We start from the raw sequence: 26327 nt of genomic DNA, 5'->3' as shown, positions 1-26327 counted from the left end.
CGTGGTGCTCGTCGGGGCGCGGGCGTGCTCCGGATCACCCGGAGGCGCGCATCAGATGTCGAGGAAGCGGACGTCTTTCGCGTTCTGCTGGATGAAGTTGCGGCGCGACTCGACGTTCTCGCCCATCAGGGTGTCGAAGATGGTGTCCGCCGCCACGGCGTCCTCGAGTGTCACCTGCAGCAGCGTGCGGGTGTCGGGGTCCATCGTGGTCTCCCACAGCTCTTTGTAATCCATCTCGCCGAGGCCCTTGTAACGCTGGATCGCGTTCTCCTTCGGGATGCGCTTGCCGGCCGCGCGACCCGACACGAGCACCGCGTCGCGCTCGGCGTCGCTGTACACGTACTCGTGGCTGGCGTTGCTCCACTTGAGCTTGTAGAGCGGCGGCTGCGCCAGGTAGACGTAGCCGAGGTCGATCAGCGGCCGCATGTAGCGGAAGAGCAGGGTGAGCAACAGCGTCGTGATGTGCTGGCCGTCGACGTCGGCGTCGGCCATCAGGACGATCTTGTGGTACCTCGCCTTGTCGGGATCGAAGTCTTCTCCGATGTCGGCGCCGAAGGCCTTGATCATGGCCTGCACCTCGTTGTTGCCGAGGGCACGGTCGAGACGGGCCTTCTCGACGTTGAGGATCTTGCCCCGCAGCGGGAGGATCGCCTGGGTCTCGGGGTTGCGGCCCTGGACGGCCGAGCCACCGGCCGAGTCGCCCTCGACGATGAAGATCTCGCTGCGCGAGGGGTCCTTGCTCTGGCAGTCCTTGAGCTTGCCGGGCATGCCGTTCGACTCGAGCACGCCCTTGCGGCGGGTCTGCTCACGGGCCTTGCGCGCGGCCAGACGGGCCTGCGACGCGAGGATGCCCTTGCGGACGATCTCGGCGGCCTGCTTGGGGTTGCGGTCGAACCAGTCGTTCAGCTGCGACCCGGCCACCTTCTGCACGAACGACTTGGCCTCGGTGTTGCCGAGCTTGGTCTTCGTCTGGCCCTCGAACTGCGGCTCGCCGAGCTTGATCGAGATGACGGCCGTCAGGCCCTCGCGGACGTCGTCGCCCGAGAGGTTGTCGTCCTTCTCCTTGAGGAAGTTCTTCTCGCGCGCGTAACGGTTGATCAGCGTGGTCAGCGCTGCACGGAAGCCCTCTTCGTGCGTGCCGCCCTCGTGGGTGTTGATCGTGTTCGCGTAGGTGTGGACGCTCTCTTGGTACGAGGTGTTCCACTGCATCGCGACCTCGAGCGAGATCTTCTTCTCGGTGTCTTCTTGCTCGAAGGCGATGATGTCGTCGTGGACGGTCTCGACCTTCTTGGTCGTGTTCAGGTACTCGACGTAGTCGACGAGGCCCTTCTCGTAGTGGAAGACGTCGTGGCGGGGCTCGGCGTCGTCCTCTTGCACGCGCTCGTCGCTGAGCTCGATGCGCAGGCCCTTGTTGAGGAACGCCATCTGCTGGAACCGGGTGCGCAGCGTCTCGTAGTCGAACTCGACGGTCTCGAAGATCTCGGAGTTGGGCCAGAACGTGATCGTCGTGCCGGTCGTGTCGTCCTCTTCGCCCTTGGCCAGCGGCGCGACGGGCACGCCGTCGGTGAAGCTCTGGCGGTAGACGTTGCCCTGTCGGCGGACCTCGACGTCGAGTTCGCTGGACAGGGCGTTGACGACCGAGCTGCCGACGCCGTGCAGGCCGCCCGACACGGCGTAACCGCCACCGCCGAACTTGCCGCCGGCGTGCAGCACGGTGAGGACGACCTCGACGGTCGACCGACCCTCGACGGGGTGGACGTCCACCGGGATGCCGCGACCGTTGTCGACGACGCGGACGCCGCCGTCCTCGCGCATGGTGATCTCGATGTGGTCGCAGTGGCCGGCGAGGGCCTCGTCGACGGAGTTGTCGACGATCTCGTAGACCAGGTGGTGCAGACCACGGGGCCCCGTCGAGCCGATGTACATGCCGGGACGCTTGCGCACGGCCTCGAGACCCTCGAGGACCTGGATCGCACTGGCGCCGTAGGTGTCGTCGGGCTGGGCGTCGGTGGGATCAGCTGACATGTGCGTGGGGGCTCCTGCCGGACGGGACGAAGATGTGCCGACCGGTCGCGACCGCTGTCTGGGCGGCCCTCGGACGACCTTCCGAGTCTACCGCAGGCCTGTCCACCGCGGGGCGAAATCCGCCCTCAGACGGATTTTCCCACCGCACTTGGACGATTCACCCTCGTCAACCATAAGTATCGCGAGGGCCCCGCCCTGGAACCGATCTGGGGCCGCGTTTCCAGGTCGGGGCGTTGGGTGCCAGGAAACGCACCGACTGGATGCCCGCGTCCGGGTACCTCTTCACGATGGTCGTCGTGACCTGCGTGCGCATCAGCCGCAGTTGCGTCGCCCACGCCGTCGAGTCGCACTGGACGGTCAACGTGCCGTCGTCGATCGAGACCGGATCCGAGTGCGCGGCCAGCTCCGCCCCCACCATGTCGGGCCACGCGGTCATCAGCTCGGACTGGGCCAACGGGCTGTTCCAGCCGAGTTCGTTGGTGACGGCCGAGAGGACGTCGGCGATGCCCCGGGGCTCGCGTCCCGTGCCGAACGGCTGGCTCGGGGAGCCCAACTTGATCGATTTGCGCTTCCGGGCGTCGCGCGACCGCGAGTTGGGGTCGCCGAACACCCGGCGGAACCGCAGATAGACCCGTTGGGCCTCGCTGTCGGGCTGCGCCTCGGGCTCAGGAGGCGCGGGTGGCGTGGACGCCGGAAGCTGCGGTGCGTCGTCGACGCTCACCGCGCCTCCTCGGCGACGGCGTCGCCGGGCCCCTCGTCGCCGGCCCCCTGGTCACCGGGCTCCTGGTCACCGGCCGCCGCGGTGACCACAGCGTCGTCACCCGGACCGTCGACGACGGGGGCGTCGTCGAGGATCGTCCCCTTGGCGATCCGGACCGTGTGGGCCTTGAGTCGTGAGGGGACGTCGCCCTCGACCGCTGCCGTGATGAGCACCTGCTCGTAGTCGGCGACGGCGTCGGCCAGACGTTCGCGACGAGATCCGTCGAGTTCGGCGAAGACGTCGTCGAGCACGATCACCGGGTCGCCCGTCGGCGAGTCGACCCGCACCACGGCGGCCGAGGCCAGCTTCAGCGCGAGGGCGAACGACCAGGACTCGCCGTGGCTGGCGTAACCGCGCGCGGGGAGCCCGTTGAGCGAGAGGAAGAGGTCGTCGCGGTGCGGCCCGACGAGCGTCAGTCCCCGCTCGAGCTCGGTCGGTCGGACACGGGCCAGTGCCTGACGGAAGACGTCGGGCACCTGGTCGGCGGGGATGGACTCGGTCGGCCCCTCGGCCGCGGTCGTCTCGTCGTCGGGTGTCGCGCCCCGGATGCTCAGCACCGTCGAGAGGTGTGCGGCGTGGTCCGCTCCCGCCACCGCGGCGTAGGCACGGGCCACCTCGGGGGCCAGGTCGGCCGCGAGCCGGTCACGCGCGACGACGAGTTCGCTGCCGAGGGCCACGAGACGTTCGTCCCAGATGTCGAGCGTGCCGAGCTGGCCGGCCTTCACCCCGGAGGCGCGGGCCGACTTCAGGAGCGTGTTGCGTTGTCTGAGCACCCGGTCGTAGTCGGTCTGCACGCCGGCGAACCGGGGCGACCGAGCCACCAGGAGTTCGTCGAGGAAACGACGACGACCGGACGGCTCGCCGCGGACGAGCGCGAGGTCCTCGGGAGCGAAGAGGACGCTCGTGAAGTAGCGCGGAAGCTCGCGAGGCTTGATGGCCCCCCGGTTGACCTGCGCCCGGTTCGGCGACGACCGGTTGATCTGCACCTCGGCCAGCAGTTCGCGCTCGTCGGCGAGTAGTCGCGCCCGCACGACGGCCGAATCGCGTCCCTGGCGGATGAGAGCCGAATCCGACGACACCCGGTGGGATCCGAGACTCGACAGGTAGCCGAGGGACTCGACCAGGTTGGTCTTCCCCTGGCCGTTGCTGCCGACGAAGAGGTTCGGCCCGCGCGCGAGGCTGACTTCGGCAGACGTGTAGTTGCGGAAGTCCGTCAGGCTGAGATGCAGTACTCGCACGCGGGCCGGTGGAGGCGCTAGGCCTTCTTGACGGCGTGGCCGCCGAACTGGTTGCGCAGTGCGGCGACGGCCTTCATGGTCGGCGAACCCTCGCCCTGACGCGAGACGAAGCGCGCGAAGATCGACGCGCTGATCGTCGGCATCGGCACGGCGTGGTTGATGGCTTCTTCGAGGGTCCAGCGGCCCTCGCCGCTGTCCTCGACGTAACCCGAGATCTCGGCGAGCTTGGGGTCGGCCTCGAGGGCGAGGACCATGAGCTCGAGCAGCCAGGAACGTACGACGGTGCCGCGCTGCCAGGCCTTGAAGGTGCCGGTGACGTCCTTGATGAGGTCGCTTCGGGCCTCGAGCAGCTCGTAGCCCTCGCCGTAGGCCTGCATGATCGCGTACTCGATGCCGTTGTGGACCATCTTGGCGTAGTGACCCGCGCCGGTGTCGCCCGCGTGGACGAAGCCCTCCTCGCGAGGACCCTCGGGGCGCAGGGCGTCGAAGATCGGCTGCGCCAGGGCGACGTTCTCGGCGGAACCACCGACCATGAGGCCGTAGCCGTTGTCCTTGCCCCAGACGCCGCCCGAGACGCCGGCGTCGACGTACTTGATGCCCTTGCCGCCGAGGAGCTTCTCGTTGGCGAAGTCGCTGGTGAACTTCGAGTTGCCGCCGTCGATGACCAGGTCGCCTTCGGAGAGCTCGTTCGAGAGCTCTTCGATGACGCCGGCGGTGATGTCGCCCGCGGGCACCATGACCCAGACGATGCGGGGGGCGGGGAGCGTGGTGGCGAGCTCGGCGAGGCTGGCGACGTCGGAGACGGCGGGGTTCGCGTCGTAACCGGTCACCTCGATGCCGCTGTCGCGCAGGCGGGCGCGCATGTTGTTGCCCATTTTGCCGAGACCGACGAGGCCGATGTGCATGAGGTTCCTTTGTTCGTGGCGGTGGGGCCCGGAGGCGGCACCGTTGCTGGCAGAGCGCTCTTAGCGCAGGAGGAGGTTGGGCTGCAGCAGGTACTTGTAGCTGTCAGCACCGGCCTGGTCTTTCGAGGACTGACTGGTGATCAGCACGGGACCGGGCTTGTTCGGGTTCTCCGTCTTGGTGAAGGAGATGCGGACGAACTCGGAATGAACCGCTCCGAGACCGTCGAGGAGGAACTGCGGTTTCAACGAGACCACCGTGTCCTCTCCCGTCAACAACGCATCGATCGACTCTGACGCCTGCGCTTGTTCGCTTCCGATGGCCTCGAGGGTGAGGCCGTCGATCGTGAACGTGAACCTGAGGGCCGCCTCGCGCTCGAGGACGAGCGAGACGCGGCGGACCGACTCGACGAGCTCGGCCGTGTTGATCACGGCGTAGTTCTCGACGGTGTCGGGGAAGAGACGCTTCACCGGAGGGAAGTTCCCCTTGATGAGCAACGAGGTGACGGTCTTGTTGTCCGCCTGGAACGCGATGAGCTCGCGCTCGTCGGATCCGGTGATCGAGACCGAGACGGTGCCGGCGTTGCCGAAGGTCTTGCCGACCTCTTGCAGCGTGCGTGCCGGGACGAGTGCCGTCGTCGTGGTCGTGCTCGCCACGGTGCCGGGATCGAATTCGATGCCTCGGACGGCGACGCGGTAACGATCGGTGGCGACGAGCGAGAGGGCGTTCTCGGTGACCTCGAGCTGGACGCCGGTGATGACCGGGGTGACGTCGTCGCGGGATGCCGCCACCGCGACCTGGGAGACGGCGAGGGCGAAGGAGTCGCCGGGCACGACGCCCGAACGGTCGCCGACTGTCGGCAGGGTCGGGTACTCCTCGACCGGCATGCTCAGCAGGGAGAAGTTCGCGGATCCGCAGCTGACCGAGATGCGGTTCTCCTCGGTGGAGAAGGTGACCGGCGCGTTCGGCAGACGGCTGGCGATGTCGGCGAGCAGTCGGCCGGAGACCAGGATCGTGCCCGGTTCGTCGATCTCGGCGGGGATGCTCGTCTGGGCCGAGACCTCGTAGTCGAAGGACGACAGGGTGAGCCCGTCGGCGTCGGCCTCGATCAGGACACCGCTGAGGATCGGCAAGGTGGTGCGCTGGGGCAGCAGCTTGACGGCGAAGGAGACCGCATCGCTGAAGACGTCACGGTTGACCTGGAACTTCACGCGGGGACCCCTATCGACTTCGCTCTCGTGGATGGCCGGTTAATAGTGGCACAGCATCGGGGTCCGCCCTTCCGGGAGGCGAAAGCCGAAGCTCCGGGCCCGGATCGATCCACAAGGTTGTCTCTCCATCAATTTCTTGTAACCAGGATTAACAGTCTTAACCGTTGTGCACAGTGTGGATAACCTGTTTAAAACCCCGGGGCTCGGCGGAACTACACGCGTGTGACTTGTGGACGGCGTGTGGAACCGAATGACAAGAATGCTCGGGGTCTGCCGGTCGCTCCGAGTGGGATCCCACAGGTCCCCCGGATCCGTGAACAAGGTCGACACGGTTATCCACGAGTTTCCACAAGTTATCCACACTGTGTGGAACGTGACTCCCCAGGGCCCCCTCACACCCGTCGAGCGCCCCCTGGAACGACGAACGGGCGCCGACACGTGGTCGGCGCCCGGACGGGACGGTCGTGGAGGACGGGCCGGCCTGGCCCGCCGTCCCGTCACTTGTAACGGGTGTCCTGCTTGATGCGACTGGTGAGTTCGGTCACCTGGTTGTAGATCGACCGGCGTTCCTTCATCAGTTCGCTGATCTTCTTGTTGGCGTACATGACCGTCGTGTGGTCGCGGTTGCCGAACAGCTGTCCGATCTTCGGCAGTGACAGGCTCGTGAGTTCGCGGCACAGGTACATGGCGATCTGGCGGGCCGTGGCGATGGCCTGTGAGCGGGACGATCCGTAGAGGTCGTCGACCGTCAGCTTGAAGTAGTCCGCGGTGTGGTTGATGATGTCGACCGGCGCGATGATGTTGTCCTCGTCGAGCGTGATCAGGTCCTTGAGGACGGTCTGGACGAGGGCCAGGTCGACGGTGGTGCGGTTCAGGCTGGCGAAGGCCGTGACCCTGATGAGGGTGCCCTCGAGCTCACGGATGTTGCTCGACACCTTGGTCGCGATGAACTCGAGGACCTCGTCGCGGATCTGCAGCTTCTCGCTCTGGGCCTTCTTGCGCAGGATGGCGATGCGGGTCTCGAGGTCGGGAGCCTGGACGTCGGTGATCAGGCCCCACTCGAAGCGCGAACGCATGCGGTCCTCGAAGCCGGTGAGGTGCTTCGGCGGCAGGTCGCTGGTGATCACCAGCTGCTTGTCGTGATCGTGCAGGGTGTTGAAGGTGTGGAAGAACGCCTCTTGGGTGCTGTCCTTGCCCTGCAGGAACTGGATGTCGTCGATCAGCAGGATGTCGATCTCTCGGTACCTCTGCTGGAAGAGGCTCGACCGGTTGTTGGCGATCGAGTTGATGAAGTCGTTCGTGAACTCCTCGCTGCTGACGTACCTGACCCGGATCCCCGGGTACATGGTCTCGGCGTAGTGGCCGATGGCGTGCAGCAGGTGGGTCTTGCCCAGCCCCGACTCCCCGTAGACGAAGAGCGGGTTGTATGCCTTGGCCGGAGCCTCGGCGACGGCGACGGCCGCGGCGTGGGCGAATCGGTTCGACGCACCGATGACGAAGTTGTCGAAGCTGTACTTCGGGTTCAGGCGGGAGTCGTTGCGTTTCCCGCTCGCGCTCGTCTCGACGGGCGCCGGCACGAAGGGCGCCTCGATGTAGTGGACCGGCTCCGACTGCTCGACCTGCTGCGTGAGGGTGTCCGGGGTGATGTCGGGGTTGACGGTGATGGCGAAGCTCGAGACGGAGGCGTCGCCCAACCCGGCGATGGACTCGAGCAGGGGCTCACGGATCCGTTGTTCGAGCATGCCGCGGGTCAGGTCGTTGGGCACCTCGAGGTAGAGGGTGCCGCCCAGCACGCCCTTGGGCTCCACGAGGCTGATGAAGCCGTGCAGCTGCGGCGTGATGCGGTCGTCGGTCGTCAGCGTCGCGAGGACGGAACGCCACAGGTCCTGGACCGGGTCGACGGTGTGCGCCACTGGAGTCTCTTTCTCGCGGTTCGGCAGCGGACGGATCCGGCCGCCTCCGCGTGCGGGTCGCGTTCACCCGACGGTGTTCGAAGGGTACGAGTGCGGGACGAGTTATGCACAGCTTTCTCCACCGATCGGTTGGCGCCGTTCGGGCCGGGATCGCTGCGTGTTCCCCGTCGTCACGCGGAAGTACCGCGAGAAGTACCCACCTTAGTTCGACGGGGTGTGGAGTCCGCAATCAGAGTTTTCAACACTGTGGACAAACCTCCTGGGAAGCGGCCGTTTGACCCGGGCTCCGATCACGCGTAGTTTTAATCAGTTGATTTCAGCCGCGTTGGCTGTACAAGACTTCTCGGATCGTGGCAACAGGCCTGGTCCGCTTTCCTGGAGGACCACCATGAGCAAGAGAACGTTCCAGCCGAACAACCGTCGTCGGGCCAAGAAGCACGGTTTCCGTGCTCGCATGCGTACGCGTGCCGGCCGCGCTATCCTCGCCGCCCGTCGTGGCAAGGGCCGCACCGAGCTCTCGGCGTAGCCACTTCCGTGTTGGCCCGGGCCAACCGGATCGTCCGCGCAGACGACTACCGAACCACCGTGCGCCGTGGCCGCAAGTCGGGCACGGCGCATTCGGTCGTCTACGTGCGGCGTCGTGACGACGAGCTGGTCCGGTTCGGTTTCATCGTGGCGAAGACCGTGGGCAACGCGGTCGTCCGCAACACGGTCCGGCGCCGGCTCAAGGGGGTGTGCCACGAACTCCTGCCGACGATCCCCGGCGGGCTCGACGTCGTGATCAGAGCCTTGCCAGGCAGCCCCGACGTTGCGTGGTCTACCCTGCTGTCGGACATCTCCGAGGTGGTCGACAGGGGCGTGAGAGCGTGACAAGAGCGGTGCAGTTCGTCGCGTTGCTTCCCCGCAACGCGTGCGTCCTCATCCTCCGCGTCTACCGCGCCGTCGTCTCCCCGCTTTACGGCGACGTCTGTCGCTACTACCCGTCGTGTTCCCGGTACGCCCTCGAGGCCATCCAGCTGCACGGCGTCGTGCGGGGCGTGGCCATGGGCAGCTGGCGCATCGCCCGGTGTCACCCCTGGGCAGCCGGAGGCGTCGACGACGTCCCCGAGCCCCGTACACAGAAGTACCGCGTCACGAAGTCCGGCTTCGTGACACCGCGATCCGGCACCACCGCCCCCGACCTCGTCGGGACGGGCCGCATCGCCGCACAGAGCCACGGAAAGGGCTGACCCGAACACCATGGACTTCATCGGCACCATCCTCTGGCCCCTGAGATGGGTCGTCGAGGCGATCCTCGTCGGCTTCCACAACGTCCTCACGGCGTTCGGCATGGACACCGCGGCCGGCAGCACGTGGGTGCTCTCGATCGTCGGCCTGGTCCTCGTCGTCCGGGCGTGCCTCATCCCGATCTTCGTCCGCCAGATCAAGAGCCAGCGACGCATGATGGAGATCGCGCCCCGGCTCAAGAAGATCCAGGACAAGTACAAGGGCAAGCGCGACCAGTTCAGCCGCGAGGCCATGTCGCGCGAGACCATGGCGCTCTACAAGGACACGGGGACGAACCCGCTCAGCTCGTGCCTGCCCCTGCTGATCCAGATGCCGATCTTCTTCAGCCTCTACACCGTGCTGCACAACGCGCAGCAAGAGAAGGTGGGCATCGGCCTGCTGAACGCGGCGCTCTCGAACTCGTTCGGTGAGTCGGCTCTCTTCGGCGCCCCCCTGAAGGAGACCTTCCTGGGTGCCACCACATGGGAGGTCCGCCTGATGGCCGGAGCGATGGTGGTCATCATGACCGCCTCGCAGTTCATCACGCAGCTGCAGATCGTCTCGAAGAACATGTCGCCCGAGACCAAGGCGAGCCCCATGTTCAAGCAGCAGCGCATGCTCTTGTACTTCCTCCCCCTCGTGTTCGTCTTCTCGGGCCTGTCGTTCCCCCTCGGCGTCATGTTCTACTGGCTCACCTCGAACGTCTGGACCATGGCCCAGCAGTTCCTGGTCATCCGCAACATGCCCACCCCCGGCAGCGAGGCCGCCCTGGCGCGTGAAGAGCGCCTCGCGCGCAAGCAGCAGCGCAAGGGACTCCCGAGCATCACCGTGACCGAGATCGAGTCGGCGCCTGCCGTGCCGAAGACGACCCAGCGGACCCAACCCGTCGGCAAGAACCGCTCCAAGAAGCAGAACGGCCCCAAGAAATGACCTCTGACGATTCCACGACCGACATCGTCGAGCCCGACGCCGAGAACGACGACGCCGTCGTCTCGAACGACACCGAGGAGGCGCAGGTCGCCTCGGACGACGCCGCCGACGTCCTCGACGAGGGCGACATCGCCGCCGACTACATCGAAGAGCTGCTCGACATCTGCGACTTCGACGGCGACATCGACATCGAGGTCCGCGGTGGTCGTTCGTACATCTCGGTCGACTCGAGTGGTGAGCAGAAGCTGCGCGTCCTGTCGAAGCCCGACACCGTCAACGCCCTCCAAGAGCTGACCCGCATCGCGGTGCAGACCAAGACGGGTGAGTTCTCCCGCCTCATCCTCGACATCGGGGGATCCCGCGCCACTCGCGAGACGGAACTCGGCCGCCTGGTCGACCACGCGGTCTCGAAGCTCGAGGACGGCGCCACCTCGGCGGCCCTGCCCCCCATGTCGTCCTACGAGCGCAAACTCGTGCACGACATCGTCGCGGCGCGGGGATTCACCTCGGAGTCCGAGGGCGAAGGCCGCGACCGTCACACCGTCATCACGCGTCCCTGAGCCGGACGACATGACCGACACGTCGACCCTCGAGGTCGAGCCCGCCGTCGCGGCGACGATCTTCGGCGACCGACTCGACGTCGTTCGCCGCTATGTGGCCGACCTAGCCCAGCACGGCGAGGAACTCGGCCTGATCGGACCGCTTGAGCTGCCGCGTCTCTGGACCCGCCACGTCGTCAACTGTGGCTTGTTGGCACCTCTGCTGGTCGCGGGTCGCGTCGGGGACATCGGGTCGGGAGCCGGCTTGCCGGGACTCGTGCTCGCTGCTGCTCGTCCGGACGCCACGCTCGTCCTGATCGAGCCGATGGAACGGCGCGTCGACTGGCTGACGGCTGAAGCCGATCGAATGGGGCTCGACAACGTCGAGGTCGTCCGTGCCCGTGCCGAGGACGTACAGCTGGAGGGTTGGCTCGACCAGGCGACCGCTCGAGCCGTGTCGGCCCTCTCCAAGTTGATCCCGCTGACGGCGCCTCTGGTGAAGACCGGGGGGCAGCTGCTGTTGATGAAGGGCGCTCGGGTCGACGACGAGATCGCCGCCGCCCGCAAGGTGATCGCCCGCCATCACCTCATCGACGTCGAGGCTCGTGAACTGGGCGTGGGGCTCGTCGACGAGACGACCCGGGTGTTCATCGCCACCTTGGACTGACTGGTCCGCGTTAGCGACGGTAATGTGGCTTTGACCAGGTCATGTTCGACTACTCGGGGCTTGCGCTCCGTGTCGACCGAAGTGGTCCGGCAGGCACGCGGACCTCGGGTCCCCGTCTTTGTCGGGGCCTGCCGATAGACTCGGTCTCCGATCCCCGATGATCACCGTGCCGCCTCGCAGCGGCGTGATCACACCTCCGGGTAGGTCGTTTCACGTGAAACATGGCGATACGGAGACCCTCAGTGAGTTCCTCGGCTGACGACGACAGAAGCACTCCCCTGGCTCGAGAGCTTGCCGACCTGAACCGTCGTAAGAAGGCCCTGTCTCGCGAACCGCTCCCGTCGCCCGCCTCGACCCGAGTGATCACCGTCTCGAACCAGAAAGGCGGTGTCGGCAAGACCACGACCACCGTCAATCTCTCCGCCGCCCTTGCGCGGAGTGGGGCCAAGGTTCTGGTCATCGATCTCGATCCCCAGGGCAACGCCTCCACGGCCCTCGGTGTGGAACACCGGGCAGAGACCCCGAGTGTCTACGACGTCGTGGTGAACGACGGCGAGGTAGCGGACGTCGTCCAGAAGAGCCCGGAGTTCGACACGCTCTTCTGCATCCCCGCGACCATCCATCTCGCCGGCGCAGAGATCGAACTCGTCTCACTCGTCGCTCGCGAGCAACGACTGAGCAGGGCGTTGTCCGAGTACCTCAGCAAGACAGAGGACGCCGGCGATCGTTACGACTACGTCTTCATCGATTGCCCTCCGTCGCTCGGGTTGCTCACGATCAACGCGTTCGTCGCAGCCAGTGAAGTACTCATCCCCATCCAGTGCGAGTACTACGCACTAGAGGGGTTGAGCCAGCTGCTGCGCAACATCCAGTTGATCGAGAAGCACCTGAACCCCAAGCTCAAGGTGTCGAGCATCCTGCTGACGATGTACGACGGCCGGACGAACCTCGCTCAGCAGGTCGTCGCCGACGTTCGCGAGCATTTCCCTGATGAGGCACTGAACACTCTCATACCCCGGTCCGTCAGGATCAGTGAGGCCCCCGGTTACGGGCAGACCGTCATCAGCTACGACACCAACTCCCCCGGGTCGATCTCGTACCTCGAGGCGGCCGCCGAACTAGCACGTCGAGGAGCACCCCAGTAATGGCAACCAAGCGAACCGGTCTCGGGCGCGGCATCGGCGCCCTCATCCCCGTCTCCGACGAGAGCCAGGACCGCCCGGTCGACGTCTTCTTCCCGACGGCACAGCAGACGGCCGACGAACTCATCGCCGTGCCGGGCGCTCGTCTCGCCAACCTGAATCCGCTGGACATCACTCCGAACGCGCAGCAGCCTCGGGCCGAGTTCCGCGCTGAAGAGCTCGCTGAGTTGGTGACCTCGATCCGAGAGGTGGGCGTACTGCAGCCCATCGTCGTCCGCCCGATCAACAACGGCGGCAAGGGAGCAGCACAGTACGAGCTGGTCATGGGCGAGCGGCGCCTGCGAGCGACCAAAGAGCTGGGGCTCGCGACGATCCCCGCCATCGTCAAAGACACCGCCGACGACGCGATGCTGCGGGATGCCCTGCTGGAGAACCTGCATCGCGCCGAGCTCAACCCTCTCGAAGAAGCCTCTGCTTATCAGCAACTTCTTGCTGACTTCGGCATCACCCAGGATGAACTGGCGACCCGCATCGGTCGGAGCCGCCCCCAGATCACGAACACCCTGCGGCTGCTGAGGTTGCCGGCAGCCGTCCAACGGAGAGTCGCCTCCGGCGTCCTCACCGCAGGCCACGCTCGGGCGATCCTGAGCACGGGTGATCCGGTCCTCATGGCTCGTCTCGCGGATCGCATCGTCAATGAAGACCTCAGCGTGCGAGCTGCCGAGGCCATCGCTGCAGGTGGCAGCGCGAAACCGAAGTCGACGCGCACGGCCACTCCCGGCAAGCACCAGGCTCATCTGGACGAGGTGGCCGAGACCCTCGGTGACCGGTTCGAGACGCGGGTCAAGGTGTCCTTGGGCGCTCGGAAGGGGTCGATCACCATCGATTTCGCGTCCATGCAGGACCTGAATCGCATCCTAGGCCAGTTGGGACACGACCAGGAGTCGTGACTGATTGCCCTCAGCGTTGACCGGCGTCGGTTTCACGTGAAACATCGACCGCCCCTGCCTTTGCCGGTAGGGGCGGTACTTGTTGGTTGGACAGGAATGCTATGTGAGCGTCGTGTGGTGGGACGTTTCACGTGAAACAGTGCAACCCGTCTTCGTGCAGCACTCCGCCCACGCGGGATTCTGACAGTGGTCTCGCCCAGATGGAGTTGGTGAGCTTCCTTTTGGCTGTTAAGGCAGGCAGGTTCCTGCTGGAGTGGCACGGTGCTGATTTCGGCCGTGATCCGGTGTCTCCTAGCGGCACGAGAAGCTTGCGGTGTTGATGCAGGTGCAGGTGCAGGTACATGGCGGTTGTGTATGGCCCAGGGCAGAGGCCGCAGGCACAGGGCCAGGCGGACGGCGCAGGCGCAGGTACAGGTGCAGGTGCAGGCGTTCGACGCGCGCAGGTGCAGGGCGGAGGGTGCGGTCGTCGGCGCAAACTACACGCGCACGCGCACGCGCACGCGCACGGCAGGTGCAGTGCTGAGGGCGCCGTCGCAGGCGCGAACTGCACGCGCACACGCACCCGCACGCGCACCCGCGGGTGCAGTGCGATGGCAGGGGTACGCCGAGGTGCGGGCGCAGGTGGTTGCATGACTGCCAGGAGGGGCGAATGGACTGACGCGGGGGCGAGCGGAGGTTCTCATGCACGGACAGATGCAGCTTCAGGCCCTGTGGAGATAGAGACACCGTGTCGTCGCGGGTCCAGACCCACCTCCAGGGCAGTGCAGGCGTAGGATGCGCGCGCCGTCAGCTGCACTTCCTGGGCATATGGTGACGCAAAGTGGACTCTGGAACCTGAGCCAGAGTGGTCGACAATGCTACATCGTCCTCGAGCGGTTCGACATGGAGGCCCGGATGCATGGCTCTGTGCCTGTATGACGGCGCTCTTGGCGGCGGTCGCACTTCGTCTGCGGCAACGTTCCAACTCGGGCCTGATGACCACCGACGGGTTCGTCAGACTCGACGTTTGATGGTTCGTCGTGGCTTCTAGGGAGCCGTCGAGGTCCAATAAAACATAGAGTTCACGGGCTACTTCTGTGTCCAGACCACGGGCAGACGACAACCAAGGTGCAGGGATCGTCGATGATCCTGGATGCGTCCAATCAGTGCATTTGTGGGCCCAGAAGGCCGATCATGAGCTCGCACTAGCCCCGCCGACCGCCCGACGTTTCACGTGAAACGTCGACCACGTGTCGTCAGCGGAGATGGTCGGTTACGGCCTTCTCAGCCAGAGCGGCGTAGAACATGCCCAGTTCGTAGCCGGCGGACTCCAGGGCCATCGGGACGAGCGACGTCTCGGTCAGTCCGGGCAGGACGTTGACCTCCAGGAACCACGGGGTCCCTGCGGCATCCACGATCAGGTCAACCCTCGACAAGTGGCGCAGCCCGAGGGCCTCGTGGACGGCCACGGCAGCCCGCGCCGCCGACTCCGACGCGACGGCGTCGATCCGTGCGGGCGTGAAGAACGTCGTCTCCCCCGCGTTGTAGCGCGCCTCGAAGCCGTAGAACCCCTGGCGAGGAACGATCTCCACGGCAGGCAGGGCAAGGGGTCCGTCACCGGTGTCGATGACCCCGACGGCGATCTCGGTGCCCGTGATCTTCTGTTCGACGATGACGTCGTCGCAGTACGTGTACGCGTCGACCATGGCCCTGGGCAAAGCCCCGATGTCGTCGACGACCGTGACGCCCTGGGCCGAGCCACCCCGTGCGGGCTTCACGACGACGGGCACCGGGTGTTCGTCGGCGATGGCCGCCAAGACACCGACGGCGCCGAGCTCGCGGAAGGCGTCGTGGGACAGCGTGATGCCGCGCGGTGTGGAGACACCGGCGCGACGTGCGAGCTCCTTCGCGGTCGGTTTGTCCCAGGCCAGTCGCGCAGCCGCCGCCGTGCTGCCGACGAACGGCACGTCGAGCGCCTCGAGCAGTCCGCGGAGGGCGCCGTCCTCACCACTCGCTCCGTGCAGGGCTGGCCACACGACGTCGGGACGTGATGCGGTGAGGTGTCCGAGCAACGAGGCGTCCGGATCGCGGAGTTCGACCTCGATGCCGTGGGTGGCGAGGCTGTCGACCACGCGCCTCCCCGATCGGAGGGAGACGTCACGTTCGTGCGAGATGCCGCCGGCGAGGACGGTGACGGTACGCAGTTCGCTCGATGCCATGGTGGAACCTCTTCTTCGTGTCACGACGCAGGACCGTCTCGTGGTCCGGACGGCTACGAGACGATGAAAATGCTGGTCAGATGGTGTTCGGCGGCGGCACCACGACGCTCTGCGGGCGCGCGGCGCGGTTCGACAGGCTCGCTGTCGAGAACGTGCGCAGCAGGTCGAGTTCTCCGTTGACGACGTTCGCCAGGCGCGCGACACCGGTGCGGATGGACTCGGGCGTCGGGTAGCAGAACGACAGGCGGATGTTCTGACGCCCGTCGCCGTCGGCGAAGAACGCCGTGCCGGGGGTGTAGGCCACGAGTTCCTTCACCGCGCGGGGCAGCATGGCCTTCGAGTCCAGTTCGTCCGGGAGTCCGACCCAGACGAAGAAGCCGCCGTCGGGGACGTTCCACGTGAGCGACGGCAGGTACTCCCCCAGCGCGGAGATCATCGCGTCACGCCGTTCGCGGTACAGGCCACGGAAGGTCTCGATCTGCCCACGCCAGTCGGCCTGGTCGAGGTACTCGGTGATCACGAACTGCCCGAAGGAGTTCGGCGAGAGAGTGGCGGACTCGTTGGCGAGGATGAGCTTCTCGCGGATGGCGTGCGGGGCGAGTGCCCAACCCACCCGGAAGCCGGGTGCCAGTGTCTTCGAGAACGACCCGAGGTAGATGACGCCCTCGTCGTCGATCGAGCGCATCGCCTGCGGGGCCGGCCGGTCGAAGTAGAGCAGCCCGTAGGGGTTGTCCTCGAGGACGAGGATGCCGGCCGAGCGGCAGATCTCGAGGATCTCGACGCGTCGGGCCCACGTGAGGGTGACACCGGCCGGGTTGTGGAAGTTCGGGATCGTGTAGAGGAACTTGATGCGACCCCCACGAGCGGTGACGGCCGCGATGGCCTCTCGCAGGGCCTCGGGCACGAGCCCGTGCTCGTCCATCGGGACGTGCACGACGTCGGCCTGGTACGCCTTGAAGACCCCCAGGGCGCCCACGTAGCTCGGCGACTCGGCGAGCACGACGTCGCCCGGGTTCACGAAGAGGCGGGTGACGAGGTCGAGAGCCTGCTGCGAGCCCGTGGTGACGACGACGTCGTCGGCGCTGCCGCGGATGCCCTCCATCGCCATGATCTGCATGATGTGCTCGCGGATGGCCGGGGTGCCCTGGCCGCTGCCGTACTGCATCGCCATCGCTCCCCCGTCGGCCATGACGCGGTCGATGGCCCCCGTGACGAGCTCTCGGGGCAGGGCGGAGACGTACGGCATGCCGCCGGCCAGCGAGACGACCTCGGGGCGCGAGGCGACGGCGAACAGGGCTCGGACCTCGGAGGCGCTGAGGCCGGCCGTGCGGTCGGCGTACGAGTCGTACCACGGGTCGAGGTTGGTGCCCTTGTCGCTCATCGGTGTCCCTGTTCTGTCAGAGGGTGAATCGGTCAAGACTATGCCCGTCCCGACCGGGGACGACGAGAGCCCGCCCAGCGTGTGCTGGGCGGGCTCTCGTCGTGGTGTCGGTGTCGACTACGCGATGAACTCCGCCAGGTCGGCCTCGAGGGCCGGCTTGGGCTTGGCGCCGATGACGGTCTTGACGACCTCGCCACCGCGGTAGACCTTCATGGCCGGGATCGAGGTGATCTGGTACTTCATGGCGGTCTGGGGGTTGTCGTCGACGTTGAGCTTGACGATCTCGATCTTGTCGCCGTGCTCGGCGGCGATCTGGTCGAGGATCGGCGAGACGGCGCGGCACGGGCCACACCACTCGGCCCAGAAGTCGACGAGGATCGTCTTGTCGGAGTTGAGGACGTCGGCCTCGAAGGACGCGTCGGTCACTGCTTTGGCGCTGCTCATGGTGTTCCTTTCGTCAGGGTGATCTGGGTTGGCTTCAGGAGGCGCGGGTCAGGCGACCACGGACTCGGACGTCTCGACGCCCTCGGCCGACCCGACGGTCTGCTCGGCCAGGAAGGTCTGGTCGAGCGAGGCCAGGTAGTGCTCGACGTCGAGCGCGGCGACGGTGCCCGAGGCCGCGGCGGTGGCCGCCTGCCGGTAGGTGGCGTCGATGACGTCACCCGCGGCGAAGACGCCGGTCAGGTTGGTCTTCGAGCTGCGCCCCTGGACGGCGATCGTGCCGTCCGAGGTCAGGTCGACCTGGCCGTGGACGAGGTGCACGCGCGGGTCGTTGCCGATGGCGATGAAGAGGCCGTCGAGGTCGAGGTCGGTCGTGCTGCCGTCGACCGTGTCGGTCAGGGTGACGCCGGTGGCCTTCTCGCCACCGAGGATGGCCGTGACCTGCTTGTCGAAGAGGAACTCGATCTTGTCGTTGGCGTGAGCCCGGTCTTGCATGATCTTCGACGCGCGCAGGCTGCTCGAGCGGTGGATCACGTAGACCTTCGAGGCGAAGCGGGTCAGGAACGTCGCTTCCTCCATCGCGGAGTCGCCGCCGCCGACGACGGCGATCGCCTTCTCCTTGAAGAAGAAGCCGTCGCAGGTGGCGCACCAGCTGACGCCGCGTCCGCTCAGGCGCTCTTCGTCGGCGAGGCCGAGCTTCCGGTACGCGCTGCCCGTGGCGAAGATCACCGTGAGGCTCTCCTCGACGGTGCCGTTGCCGAGCGTGACCTTCTTGACGTCACCGGTCAGGTCGACGGCGGTCACGTCGTCGAGCAGCACCTCGGCGCCGAACTTCTCGGCCTGCTCCTGCATCTTGAACATGAGCTCGGGGCCCTGGATGCCGTCGGGGAATCCGGGGAAGTTCTCGACCTCGGTGGTCTTCATGAGTTCGCCGCCGGCCTCGACCGAGCTCGCGACGATGAGGGGGCGCAGACCGGCCCGGGCGGCGTAGATGCCGGCCGTGTAGCCGGCGGGGCCGGAACCGATGATGATGACCTGGCGCATGGGCACCTTCCTGGGGGGAGAACTTCACGAGCGGGAAGACGACCCGCGAGCGATGGCTCGTGCGGTCGGATCCCTCGATCGTCTGGTGGAACGCATCCTACCGACAGGGCATTCCCGCGGGCCTGGCAGCGGCCGCGGGGCCGCGGGGCCGCGGGGCCGCGGGGCCGCGGGGCTGCGGCGGCCGCCGTGACGGGTCAGCGACGCAGGAGGCGCGAGACGGCCGGTGCGAGACGTGCGGTCACCGGCGTGGTCAGCACCCGCAGCTCGGGGATGCGGGCGAACCAGAGCAGGGCGCCGTAGACCAGCCCCATGACGGCCCCGGCCACGACGACCGTCAGCACGCCCGGCACGCGACCGGACTGCGCGAACCCGTCGGCGGCGAAACCACCCAGGACGGTCACGACGACGAGGCCCACGGCACCGGCGACGAGTGAGAAGACGAAGAACTGGACGTAGCGGCGCAGCACCCAGCGGCCGTCGATGCCGCCCAGCCGCTTCTTGACGACGACGAGCGCGACCACGGCCTGGCTCGAGCCCGCGATCGAGGTGGTGATGGCGATCGCCATCGCGATGCGCTCGGGCGGCACCACGGCGGCCGAGATCGCGACGCCCGCGACGAAGATGCCCGACTGGACGAGCTGCAGGAAGAACGGCGTGCGCTGGTCGTGCATCGAGTAGAACACCCGCTGCACGATGAACAGGACGCTGAACAGGACGAGGCCGGGCATGTAGCCGAGGATGACCTCGGCGGTGCGGGTCGACCCGGCGAAGTCGACCTCGAAGAACCGCGCGAACGGGTAGGCCACGACGCACATGGCGACGGCGGCGAACACCATGAACATGCCGATGGCGCGGAGGGACTGCGACATGTCGGTGCGGACGGCCCGCAGGTCGCCGCGCGAGGCGTGGCCGCTCATGCGCGTGAAGTAGGCGGTGCCGATCGACACGGCGATGATGCCGTGCGGCAGCATGAAGAGCAGCCAGGCGTTCGCGAGGACCGCGTTCGACGCCCCCACCTCGCTGCCCAGGGTGGCGACGCGGCTCTGCACCAGCCCGGCCAGCTGGGTGACGAGGACCATGCCGAACAGCCACCCGGCGGCCTTGCCGGTGGCTCCGAGGCCGACGCCGCGCCAGCGGAAGTCGGGGCGGAAGGTCAGACCAGCGCGGCGCCAGAAGAGCAACAGGAACGCCGCCTGGGCCAGGACGCCGAGGGTGGCCGTGGCCGCGATGACGAAGATCCGGTCGCCGGTCCAGACGTCGACCGCGGAGTTCTCGACGGCACCGCCGAACATCACGATGAAGACGACCAGGCCGGCGATGGCCACGACGTTGTTGAGCACGGGAGCCCAGGTGAAGGGCCCGAACACCTGCCGGGCGTTGAGCACCTCGCTCAGCAACGAGTACATGGCGTAGAAGAAGATCTGCGGCAGACACCAGTACGCGAAGGCCGTCGCGAGGGCGAGTTGGTCCGAGGTGAACCCCGCCCCGCCGTCCGAGCTCTGCTGCGCGTACAGGCGGACGAGCACGGGGGCGAGCAGCGTGCCGGCCAGGCCGACGGCCGCGAAGACGATCGTGCCGAGGGTCACGATCTTGTTGATGAACCGCTGGCCCCCGTCGTCGGACGTCGCCGCCCGCACGATCTGGGGCACGAGGACGGCGCTGAGGAGGCCGCCCGCGATCAGCGCGTAGATGTTGTTCGGGAGCTGGTTCGCGAGGGCGAACGAGTCCGCCGCCCGGCTCGCCGACTGCCCGATCGCCGCGGCCAGCACGGCCGCCTTCACGAAGCCGAGGACGCGCGAGACCATCGTCCCGGACGCGAGGAGGATGCTGGCGCGACCGAGACCGCCCTGGTTGCTCACATGGACTCCTGGACGGGCGGCGAGGCGGCCGCATCGGGTGACGGGCCGTCGCCGGAGGACCGGGCCTCGTCGCGCGCCCTGCGGCGCTTGCGGAAGGTGCGGTACAGGCCGCCGAGGAAGAGTGCGGCGAAGGCGACGCCGAAGATCCAGGTGATGGCGGTCTCCCACCCGGCCTGGACCGAGAGCGGGACGTCGACCGGGGTCGCGATCGCCACGCCCGAGAGGCTGACCAGCTGCAGCTGCACGGACACCGTGCCGTTGGCGACGGACTGCACGGGAACGCTGACCCGGGTCTGGGACTGCGGTTGGATCGTGACCTCGATGGGGCTGCGCTCGATCGAGAGGATGGAGTTCGACGGCGTCAGGTTCAGCATCACCGTCGCGACGGAGTCGGTCCGGTTCTCGAGGTAGAGGGGCAGGGCCGAGCGGTCTCCGAGGATGGCGATCGGCGAGCCCTGGACCACCGCCACGAGACCCGACGTCGCCGTCGCGTCGGCCACGGCCGAGGCGACCTCGGCGGGGAACCCGTCGACGTTGTCGCGCCAGGCGTGCGACGCCAGGGCCATCGTCCGCAGCCGGGCCGTCTCGGTGACGAACTGCGGTTCGGCGAGGGCCGTCGAGAAGTCGACGACCTTCTGGTCGGCGGAGACGAGTTCGCTCAACTGGTCCAGTCGGGCGTCGCTCTCGGGGCTGTCGACGACGGTCGCCGTCGAAGGGGTGCTCGCCAACGCGTCGGTCAGGGTCGCGCCGCTGACCCAGGGCAGGCCGTCGACGGCCTGGAGGGTGCGGGTGAGGAACTGGCCGGTCGACGGCCACTCCCGCTCGAGCGTCGTCAGGAGGGTGCGGGCGTCGCTCGGTCGCTCGTAGGCGACGGTGGCGACGGTGGCGGACAGCCGGGCCATCGTGGACTGCCACTCGGCGAGGGAGGTCGCCTCGGCCGCCTGGGTGACCAGCGTCGACAAGGGGTCGTCCGAGACGACGGCCGGGACGCCACCGACCGTGACGGCGGCGTTCTCGGTCGAGTCGCCGTCGACGTCCACGTTGCCGCTCGAGACGATGGTCGACGTGTACGGCCCGGCGGCAAACGTCGTCAGGTCGGCGGACACGACGGACGACTCCCGCGGCCAGACGACGTCGCGCTGCGTCCACGGGAAGTCGAGCAGTTGAGCGGTGGTCGGCAGCACCACGCCGTCGCCGGGCGTGGGCTCGGCGGTCGGCTCGGCGGTGGACCCGTCGCTCGGCAGGGCCGAGGGGTCGGACCCGGCGACGCCCGTGCCCGAGCCGTCGTCCGTGCCCTGGCTCGGGGCCTCGGTGGGCGTGTCGATCGCTGCCGGCATGCCCTCGAACCGGGCGGGGTCGACCAGGGTGTCGAGCGAGGTCACGGCCGGGACGGACGTGGCGCCGGCCTGACGCAGCCCCGCGACGTCGGCGTCGGCGTAGGCCAGGGGGAACATGTCGTTCGGCAGGGCCTGCAGTTCGGCGAGCCAGTCGACGGCGGACTGCGGGGCCTCGGTGCCAAGCAGGCGGATCGACGCGACGATCATCGGGTCGACGCCGAGGGTCGCACCCGTGCCCGTCACGGCGTCGAGCTCGCGTCGCAGCACCCCGCCGTCGGAGGTGTAGACGGCGAGGGCGGAGGCGTCGAGGACGCCGGTCTCGCTCTCGGGCGTCGTGATCGGCACGGCGACCGCGACGCGGGTCGGCTGGAAGCTGTCGGCGGGGTACCAGACCACGCTGCTGCGGGTCTGCGCCACCTGGCTGCCCGAGGCGTCGAGCACGCGGGCCCCGAGCGCGCGTGCCCCGAAGGCGCGGCCGGTCAGGGAGAGGCGGTCGGCGGGCACCACGACGGTGTCGAGCGCCACGGACGACCCGGCGGAGACCGCCGGCACGTCGACCTGGACGAGCTGGCGACCCAGGTAGTCGTCACCCGAGACGTCGTCGGGATCGAGCCACGAGGCGAGCTTGGACCGCGTGGTGAACGGTTCGCGGTCGAGGTAGATCCGGGCTTTCGTCGCCGCGAGGTCGCTGTCGCCGTCGTTCGTCACGGTGACCCCGAGGGTGAGGTCGTCGTCGGGTCGCAGCACGCCGTCGGAGGCCGGCTCGACGGTCATCGTGACGCCGTCGCCCGCAGGGGCGGACGCCGCTCGTGCCGCCGTGGCCGGCAGTCCGGCCGACACGACGAACACCGCCAACAGGGCGGCGATCACGGCGAAGAAGAGTCTCATAGGCGTCAGGTGTCGACGGCGACAGGGGCCGTTCGAGCATGCCGAGTCTAGGCAACGCCGACCAAGAAGCAGCGGCGAAGCGCCTGCGAGGGGGACGACGGGGTCGCGAGGCGCCGTCGGGGAGTCAGCCCGCGCCTCCTCGGCTGTGGCAAGCTGTTTGGTCATGGACAGCGTCGCACGGGCCCTGCAGCGACTGGACGATCTGGCCGCCACCCCCCGCATCGAGAAGCTCGCCGCCGCGTTCGCCGCGGCCGGTCGCGAGCTCGCCCTCGTCGGCGGTCCGGTGCGCGACGCCTTCATCGGCCGCCCGGTCAACGACCTCGACTTCACGACCGACGCCGACCCCGACGAGATCCTGGCGATCGTCGTCCCCCTGGCCGAGGCGCACTGGGACGTCGGCCGCGCGTTCGGCACGATCGCCGCCCGCGTCGACGGCGAGACCGTCGAGATCACCACGTACCGCAGCGACGTCTACGACGGCGAGACCCGCAAGCCCGTCGTCGAGTTCGGCGACACGCTCGAGGGCGACCTGGTCCGTCGCGACTTCACGGTCAACTCGATGGCGTTGCGTCTGCCCCAGCGCGTGCTCGTCGACCCGTCCGGCGGTGTCGACGACCTGCTGGAGGCGCGGCTCGCCACCCCGGGCACCGCGGTCGACTCGTTCCGCGACGACCCCCTGCGCATGATGCGGGCCGCCCGGTTCACGGCGCAGCTCGGCTTCACGGTGTCGGACGAGGTGCGCGAGGCGATGACCGCCCGGGCCGAGACCCTCTCGATCGTCTCGGTCGAGCGGGTCGCCGACGAGCTGTCGAAGCTGCTCAAGACCGAAACCCCCCGAGACGGTGTCCGGCTATTGGTCGACACCGGGCTCGCCGACCATGTCATGCCCGAGCTCGCGGCCATGCGCCTCGAGGTCGACGAGCACCACCACCACAAGGACGTGTACGAGCACAGCCTCACCGTGCTCGACCAGGCCATCGGCTACGAGCGCGAGCGGCACCCGGGCGAGGCGCCCGACCTCACCCTCCGCCTGGCGGCCCTGCTGCACGACTGCGGCAAGCCCGCCACGCGGCGCCTCGAGCCGGGCGGCGTCGTCACCTTCCACCACCACGACGTCGTCGGCGCCAAGCTCGCCAAGAAGCGGTTGAAGACGTTGCGCTTCGACAACGACACCATCGGTGCCGTGTCCCGGCTGATCGAGCTGCACCTCCGCTTCTTCGGCTACACCGAGGGCGCCTGGACCGACTCGGCCGTGCGCCGGTACGTCCGCGACGCCGGTGACCAGCTCGAGCGGTTGCACATGCTCACCCGCGCCGACGTGACCACGCGCAACCGCCGCAAGGCCGACCGGCTCGGCTTCGCCTACGACGACCTCGAGGCGCGGATCGCCGAGCTGCGGGAGCGTGAAGAGATCGACTCGCTGCGGCCCGACCTCGACGGCGACGACATCCAACGCGTGCTCGGCATCGGCCCGAGCCGCGAGGTCGGCGAGGCCTACCGCTTCCTCCTCGAGCTGCGGACCGAAGAGGGGCCGCTGGGCGCCGAGGTCGCCACCGAGCGCCTGCTGGCCTGGTGGAACGCGCGCGAGAACGCTGGGGCGTAACCAGCCATACGAGTGTCGACCCGCGCCTCCTCGGCTCTCGGGGGCCGGCGACCGCCGCCCTGGCATTGATTCAGGAGGCGCGCTCGGCTACGCTGGGAAGGTTGCGTCTGCCTCACGGCGGCGCCACGTCATGAACACCCTCCTGTCACAGACCGTCTGTGACCGTTAAGTCCGAAGGAGGTGGGTTAGTCATGCACCAGTACGAACTGATGGTCATCCTGGACCCCGAGATCGATGAGCGCACCGTCGCCCCGAGCTTGGACAAGTTCCTCAACGTCATCCGCAACGATGGCGGAACGATCGACAACGTGGACATCTGGGGACGTCGTCGCCTGGCCTACGAGATCAACAAGAAGACCGAGGGCATCTACGCCGTCGTCAACCTGACCTCGAACTCGGCCGCCACGGTCGAGCTCGACCGCCAGCTGGGTCTCTCCGAGGCCGTGCTGCGCACCAAGGTCCTGCGTGCCGAAGAGGCGATCGCCATGGTCGCCGCCGCCAAGAAGGTCAGCGACGAGAAGGCCGCCCGCAAGGCCGCCAACGCCGCTGCCGCCCCGGCTGCTCCCGCCGCCGAGAAGGCTGCCGAGTAGTCCGATGGCTGGCGAGACCGTCATCACAGTGGTGGGAAACCTCACCAGTGACCCTGAGCTGCGGTACACGCAGAACGGGCTCGCGGTCGCGAACTTCACCATCGCGTCGACCCCCCGCACGTTCGACCGCGCGTCGAACGAGTGGAAGGACGGCGAGGCGCTCTTCCTCCGTGCCAGCGTGTGGCGCGAGTTCGGCGAGCACGTGGCCAGCAGCCTCACCAAGGGCAGCCGGGTCATCGCTCAGGGCCGACTCAAGCAGCGCTCGTACGAGACCAAAGAGGGCGAGAAGCGCACCAGCATGGAGCTCGAGATCGACGAGATCGGCCCCTCGCTGCGGTACGCGACCGCTCAGGTGACGCGCGCCGCGTCCTCCCGCGACGGCGCTGCCGGTGGCGGCTCCTTCGGGGGCGGCAACGGCGGTGGCAACCGTGGTGGCCAGCCGGCCCAGGTCGGTGGCGGTCAGGCGCAAGAGCCGTGGGGTCAGCCCGCCGGCGGCCAGCAGGGTGGCAACACCTCTGGCGGCGACGTGTGGAACACCCCCGGTGGCAACGGCACCTACAACGACGAGACGCCCTTCTAGGCCTCGCCGTTCCCCTTTTAGTACTTCTTCATTCATCGAAAGTAGAAACCAATGGCTGGAAAGAGCAGCGGCGACCGCCGCAAGCCCCTCCGCGGTAAGGGCGGCAAGAACGCCGCGCCCGCGAAGTCGATCCGCGTCGGTGTCATCGACTACAAAGACGTCGCGACCCTGCGCAAGTTCATCTCGGAGCGTGGAAAGATCCGCGCCCGTCGCATCACCGGCGTCTCCGTCCAGGAGCAGCGCCTCATCGCCCGTGCCGTGAAGAACGCCCGTGAGATGGCGCTCCTCCCCTACGCCGGCTCCGGCCGCTGATCGGAAGGACCACCATGTCGAAGGTAATCCTGACCCACGAGGTCTCCGGCCTCGGTTCCGCCGGTGACGTCGTCGACGTCAAGAACGGCTACGCCCGCAACTACCTGGTGCCCCAGGGCTTCGCCGTGGCGTGGAGCCGCGGTGGCGAGAAGCAGGTCGCTCAGATCCGTACGGCCCGCGAGACCCGCGAGCTCAAGACGATCGAAGAGGCCCACGACCTCAAGCAGCGCCTCGAGGCCCAGAAGATCCGTCTCACGGTGAAGACCGGTGCCGACGGCCGTCTGTTCGGCTCGGTCCGCCCGGCCGACGTCGCCGACGCGGTCACCGCCCAGGGCGTCGCGACGATCGACAAGCGCAAGGTCGAGATCCCCACGACCATCAAGGTGACGGGTGAGCACGAAGCCACCCTCCGCCTGCGCGAGGACGTCATCGCGACGATCACGCTGACGGTCGTCTCGGCCAAGTAGCACCCCGGCGCTTCGGCGCCTGCTGTACGCGAGAGCGGCGGTCCCCCTCGGGGGGCCGCCGCTCTTCTGCGTGCTCGGGGGTG

Annotated in this window: 25 protein-coding genes; 13 read left to right on the top strand and 12 right to left on the bottom strand. The window is 67.8% G+C overall.

What is annotated here, in order from left to right:
• Window positions 1-51 precede the first annotated feature (51 nt).
• The 6 genes from gyrB to dnaA form a co-directional block, all read right to left on the bottom strand.
• Window positions 52-2025: a DNA topoisomerase (ATP-hydrolyzing) subunit B gene (gene gyrB / locus IFT79_RS14775; protein ID WP_056044219.1), complete on the bottom strand. Its 1974-nt coding sequence runs from the start codon at window positions 2023-2025 to the stop codon at window positions 52-54.
• Between the two features lie 166 nt (window positions 2026-2191).
• The gene (locus IFT79_RS14770) at window positions 2192-2746 is read right to left on the bottom strand and encodes a DciA family protein (protein ID WP_173154046.1); all 555 of its coding nucleotides are present in this window, start codon (window positions 2744-2746) and stop codon (window positions 2192-2194) included.
• Window positions 2743-4023, bottom strand: a complete 1281-nt coding sequence (gene recF / locus IFT79_RS14765; RefSeq protein ID WP_082460103.1) for a DNA replication/repair protein RecF — start codon at window positions 4021-4023, stop codon at window positions 2743-2745. Before recF ends, IFT79_RS14770 begins: the two co-directional genes overlap by 4 nt.
• A 17-nt stretch (window positions 4024-4040) precedes the next feature.
• Window positions 4041-4928, bottom strand: a complete 888-nt coding sequence (gnd, locus tag IFT79_RS14760) for a phosphogluconate dehydrogenase (NAD(+)-dependent, decarboxylating) (protein ID WP_056044222.1) — start codon at window positions 4926-4928, stop codon at window positions 4041-4043.
• Window positions 4929-4988: 60 nt separating this feature from the next.
• Window positions 4989-6137 carry a DNA polymerase III subunit beta gene (dnaN, locus tag IFT79_RS14755; RefSeq protein ID WP_056044224.1) on the bottom strand — a complete coding sequence of 383 codons (1149 nt, stop codon included), beginning with the start codon at window positions 6135-6137 and terminating at the stop codon, window positions 4989-4991.
• Between the two features lie 497 nt (window positions 6138-6634).
• Entirely contained in the window at window positions 6635-8050 is a 1416-nt protein-coding gene (gene dnaA, locus IFT79_RS14750) for a chromosomal replication initiator protein DnaA (RefSeq protein ID WP_192125061.1), read from the bottom strand.
• 388 nt (window positions 8051-8438) lie between these two features.
• Between dnaA and rpmH the strand changes: the two genes are divergently transcribed.
• The 8 genes from rpmH to IFT79_RS14710 all read left to right on the top strand — a co-directional run bounded on the left by rpmH (window position 8439) and on the right by IFT79_RS14710 (window position 13544).
• Window positions 8439-8576, top strand: coding sequence for a 50S ribosomal protein L34 (rpmH, locus tag IFT79_RS14745; RefSeq protein ID WP_043595303.1), 138 nt, complete (start codon window positions 8439-8441; stop codon window positions 8574-8576).
• An 8-nt stretch (window positions 8577-8584) separates the two neighbouring features.
• Window positions 8585-8920 (top strand): ribonuclease P protein component, encoded by a 336-nt coding sequence (rnpA, locus tag IFT79_RS14740; RefSeq protein ID WP_056044228.1) that lies wholly within the window; start codon window positions 8585-8587, stop codon window positions 8918-8920.
• Entirely contained in the window at window positions 8917-9279 is a 363-nt protein-coding gene (yidD, locus tag IFT79_RS14735) for a membrane protein insertion efficiency factor YidD (protein WP_192125059.1), read from the top strand. Before rnpA ends, yidD begins: the two co-directional genes overlap by 4 nt.
• A gap of 10 nt (window positions 9280-9289) precedes the next feature.
• On the top strand, window positions 9290-10246 hold the full coding sequence (gene yidC / locus IFT79_RS14730) for a membrane protein insertase YidC (protein WP_056044230.1): 957 nt from the start codon (window positions 9290-9292) through the stop codon (window positions 10244-10246).
• Entirely contained in the window at window positions 10243-10806 is a 564-nt protein-coding gene (locus tag IFT79_RS14725) for a Jag family protein (RefSeq protein ID WP_056044232.1), read from the top strand. Before yidC ends, IFT79_RS14725 begins: the two co-directional genes overlap by 4 nt.
• A gap of 10 nt (window positions 10807-10816) precedes the next feature.
• Entirely contained in the window at window positions 10817-11452 is a 636-nt protein-coding gene (rsmG, locus tag IFT79_RS14720) for a 16S rRNA (guanine(527)-N(7))-methyltransferase RsmG (RefSeq protein WP_123571105.1), read from the top strand.
• Window positions 11453-11673: 221 nt separating this feature from the next.
• A complete protein-coding gene (locus IFT79_RS14715) occupies window positions 11674-12597 on the top strand; it encodes a ParA family protein (protein ID WP_123571104.1) in 924 nt (307 codons plus the stop codon).
• Entirely contained in the window at window positions 12597-13544 is a 948-nt protein-coding gene (locus IFT79_RS14710) for a ParB/RepB/Spo0J family partition protein (protein WP_192125057.1), read from the top strand. Before IFT79_RS14715 ends, IFT79_RS14710 begins: the two co-directional genes overlap by 1 nt.
• 1235 nt (window positions 13545-14779) lie before the next feature.
• On the opposite strand, the gene IFT79_RS14705 is transcribed toward IFT79_RS14710, so the two are convergent.
• The 6 genes from IFT79_RS14705 to IFT79_RS14680 all read right to left on the bottom strand — a co-directional run bounded on the left by IFT79_RS14705 (window position 14780) and on the right by IFT79_RS14680 (window position 22692).
• Complete coding sequence (locus tag IFT79_RS14705; RefSeq protein WP_192125055.1) at window positions 14780-15742, bottom strand: D-alanine--D-alanine ligase family protein; 963 nt, start codon at window positions 15740-15742, stop codon at window positions 14780-14782.
• Between the two features lie 76 nt (window positions 15743-15818).
• Complete coding sequence (locus tag IFT79_RS14700; RefSeq protein WP_192125053.1) at window positions 15819-17123, bottom strand: aminotransferase-like domain-containing protein; 1305 nt, start codon at window positions 17121-17123, stop codon at window positions 15819-15821.
• A gap of 117 nt (window positions 17124-17240) precedes the next feature.
• Window positions 17241-17567, bottom strand: a complete 327-nt coding sequence (trxA, locus tag IFT79_RS14695) for a thioredoxin (RefSeq protein ID WP_043595317.1) — start codon at window positions 17565-17567, stop codon at window positions 17241-17243.
• A 48-nt stretch (window positions 17568-17615) separates the two neighbouring features.
• Window positions 17616-18608 (bottom strand): thioredoxin-disulfide reductase, encoded by a 993-nt coding sequence (gene trxB / locus IFT79_RS14690; protein ID WP_123571099.1) that lies wholly within the window; start codon window positions 18606-18608, stop codon window positions 17616-17618.
• 194 nt (window positions 18609-18802) lie between these two features.
• Entirely contained in the window at window positions 18803-20467 is a 1665-nt protein-coding gene (murJ, locus tag IFT79_RS14685; protein ID WP_056044245.1) for a murein biosynthesis integral membrane protein MurJ, read from the bottom strand.
• The gene (locus IFT79_RS14680) at window positions 20464-22692 is read right to left on the bottom strand and encodes a DUF6049 family protein (protein ID WP_192125051.1); all 2229 of its coding nucleotides are present in this window, start codon (window positions 22690-22692) and stop codon (window positions 20464-20466) included. The genes murJ and IFT79_RS14680 overlap by 4 nt, the downstream gene beginning before the upstream one ends.
• A 163-nt stretch (window positions 22693-22855) precedes the next feature.
• Between IFT79_RS14680 and IFT79_RS14675 the strand changes: the two genes are divergently transcribed.
• From IFT79_RS14675 to rplI, 5 genes are all read left to right on the top strand, one after another.
• Window positions 22856-24295: a CCA tRNA nucleotidyltransferase gene (locus IFT79_RS14675; protein WP_192125050.1), complete on the top strand. Its 1440-nt coding sequence runs from the start codon at window positions 22856-22858 to the stop codon at window positions 24293-24295.
• Window positions 24296-24486: 191 nt separating this feature from the next.
• Window positions 24487-24885, top strand: a complete 399-nt coding sequence (rpsF, locus tag IFT79_RS14670; RefSeq protein WP_054145729.1) for a 30S ribosomal protein S6 — start codon at window positions 24487-24489, stop codon at window positions 24883-24885.
• A 4-nt stretch (window positions 24886-24889) separates the two neighbouring features.
• Window positions 24890-25465, top strand: a complete 576-nt coding sequence (locus IFT79_RS14665; protein WP_043595325.1) for a single-stranded DNA-binding protein — start codon at window positions 24890-24892, stop codon at window positions 25463-25465.
• Window positions 25466-25516: 51 nt separating this feature from the next.
• The gene (gene rpsR / locus IFT79_RS14660; RefSeq protein ID WP_043595327.1) at window positions 25517-25777 is read left to right on the top strand and encodes a 30S ribosomal protein S18; all 261 of its coding nucleotides are present in this window, start codon (window positions 25517-25519) and stop codon (window positions 25775-25777) included.
• 14 nt (window positions 25778-25791) lie between these two features.
• On the top strand, window positions 25792-26244 hold the full coding sequence (rplI, locus tag IFT79_RS14655) for a 50S ribosomal protein L9 (RefSeq protein WP_043595329.1): 453 nt from the start codon (window positions 25792-25794) through the stop codon (window positions 26242-26244).
• The last annotated feature ends 83 nt before the right edge of the window (window positions 26245-26327 follow it).

It is taken from the genome of Frigoribacterium sp. CFBP 8759, assembly GCF_014841655.1.
In the GTDB taxonomy this organism is placed as follows: domain Bacteria; phylum Actinomycetota; class Actinomycetes; order Actinomycetales; family Microbacteriaceae; genus Frigoribacterium.
Note: the sequence above shows the minus strand (reverse complement) of the source record. Positions and strands in the feature narration are given on the sequence as shown.

What these genes read in the sequence shown, in the direction of transcription:
- gyrB (WP_056044219.1), bottom strand. Translation starts at nt 2,025, where the DNA reads ATGTCAGCTGATCCCACCGACGCCCAGCCCGACGACACCTACGGCGCC.
- gnd (WP_056044222.1), bottom strand. Translation starts at nt 4,928, where the DNA reads ATGCACATCGGCCTCGTCGGTCTCGGCAAAATGGGCAACAACATGCGC.
- rpmH (WP_043595303.1), top strand. Translation starts at nt 8,439, where the DNA reads ATGAGCAAGAGAACGTTCCAGCCGAACAACCGTCGTCGGGCCAAGAAG.
- yidC (WP_056044230.1), top strand. Translation starts at nt 9,290, where the DNA reads ATGGACTTCATCGGCACCATCCTCTGGCCCCTGAGATGGGTCGTCGAG.
- IFT79_RS14725 (WP_056044232.1), top strand. Translation starts at nt 10,243, where the DNA reads ATGACCTCTGACGATTCCACGACCGACATCGTCGAGCCCGACGCCGAG.
- rsmG (WP_123571105.1), top strand. Translation starts at nt 10,817, where the DNA reads ATGACCGACACGTCGACCCTCGAGGTCGAGCCCGCCGTCGCGGCGACG.
- IFT79_RS14715 (WP_123571104.1), top strand. Translation starts at nt 11,674, where the DNA reads ATGGCGATACGGAGACCCTCAGTGAGTTCCTCGGCTGACGACGACAGA.
- IFT79_RS14710 (WP_192125057.1), top strand. Translation starts at nt 12,597, where the DNA reads ATGGCAACCAAGCGAACCGGTCTCGGGCGCGGCATCGGCGCCCTCATC.
- IFT79_RS14705 (WP_192125055.1), bottom strand. Translation starts at nt 15,742, where the DNA reads ATGGCATCGAGCGAACTGCGTACCGTCACCGTCCTCGCCGGCGGCATC.
- IFT79_RS14700 (WP_192125053.1), bottom strand. Translation starts at nt 17,123, where the DNA reads ATGAGCGACAAGGGCACCAACCTCGACCCGTGGTACGACTCGTACGCC.
- trxA (WP_043595317.1), bottom strand. Translation starts at nt 17,567, where the DNA reads ATGAGCAGCGCCAAAGCAGTGACCGACGCGTCCTTCGAGGCCGACGTC.
- trxB (WP_123571099.1), bottom strand. Translation starts at nt 18,608, where the DNA reads ATGCGCCAGGTCATCATCATCGGTTCCGGCCCCGCCGGCTACACGGCC.
- IFT79_RS14680 (WP_192125051.1), bottom strand. Translation starts at nt 22,692, where the DNA reads ATGAGACTCTTCTTCGCCGTGATCGCCGCCCTGTTGGCGGTGTTCGTC.
- IFT79_RS14675 (WP_192125050.1), top strand. Translation starts at nt 22,856, where the DNA reads ATGGACAGCGTCGCACGGGCCCTGCAGCGACTGGACGATCTGGCCGCC.
- rpsF (WP_054145729.1), top strand. Translation starts at nt 24,487, where the DNA reads ATGCACCAGTACGAACTGATGGTCATCCTGGACCCCGAGATCGATGAG.
- IFT79_RS14665 (WP_043595325.1), top strand. Translation starts at nt 24,890, where the DNA reads ATGGCTGGCGAGACCGTCATCACAGTGGTGGGAAACCTCACCAGTGAC.
- rpsR (WP_043595327.1), top strand. Translation starts at nt 25,517, where the DNA reads ATGGCTGGAAAGAGCAGCGGCGACCGCCGCAAGCCCCTCCGCGGTAAG.
- rplI (WP_043595329.1), top strand. Translation starts at nt 25,792, where the DNA reads ATGTCGAAGGTAATCCTGACCCACGAGGTCTCCGGCCTCGGTTCCGCC.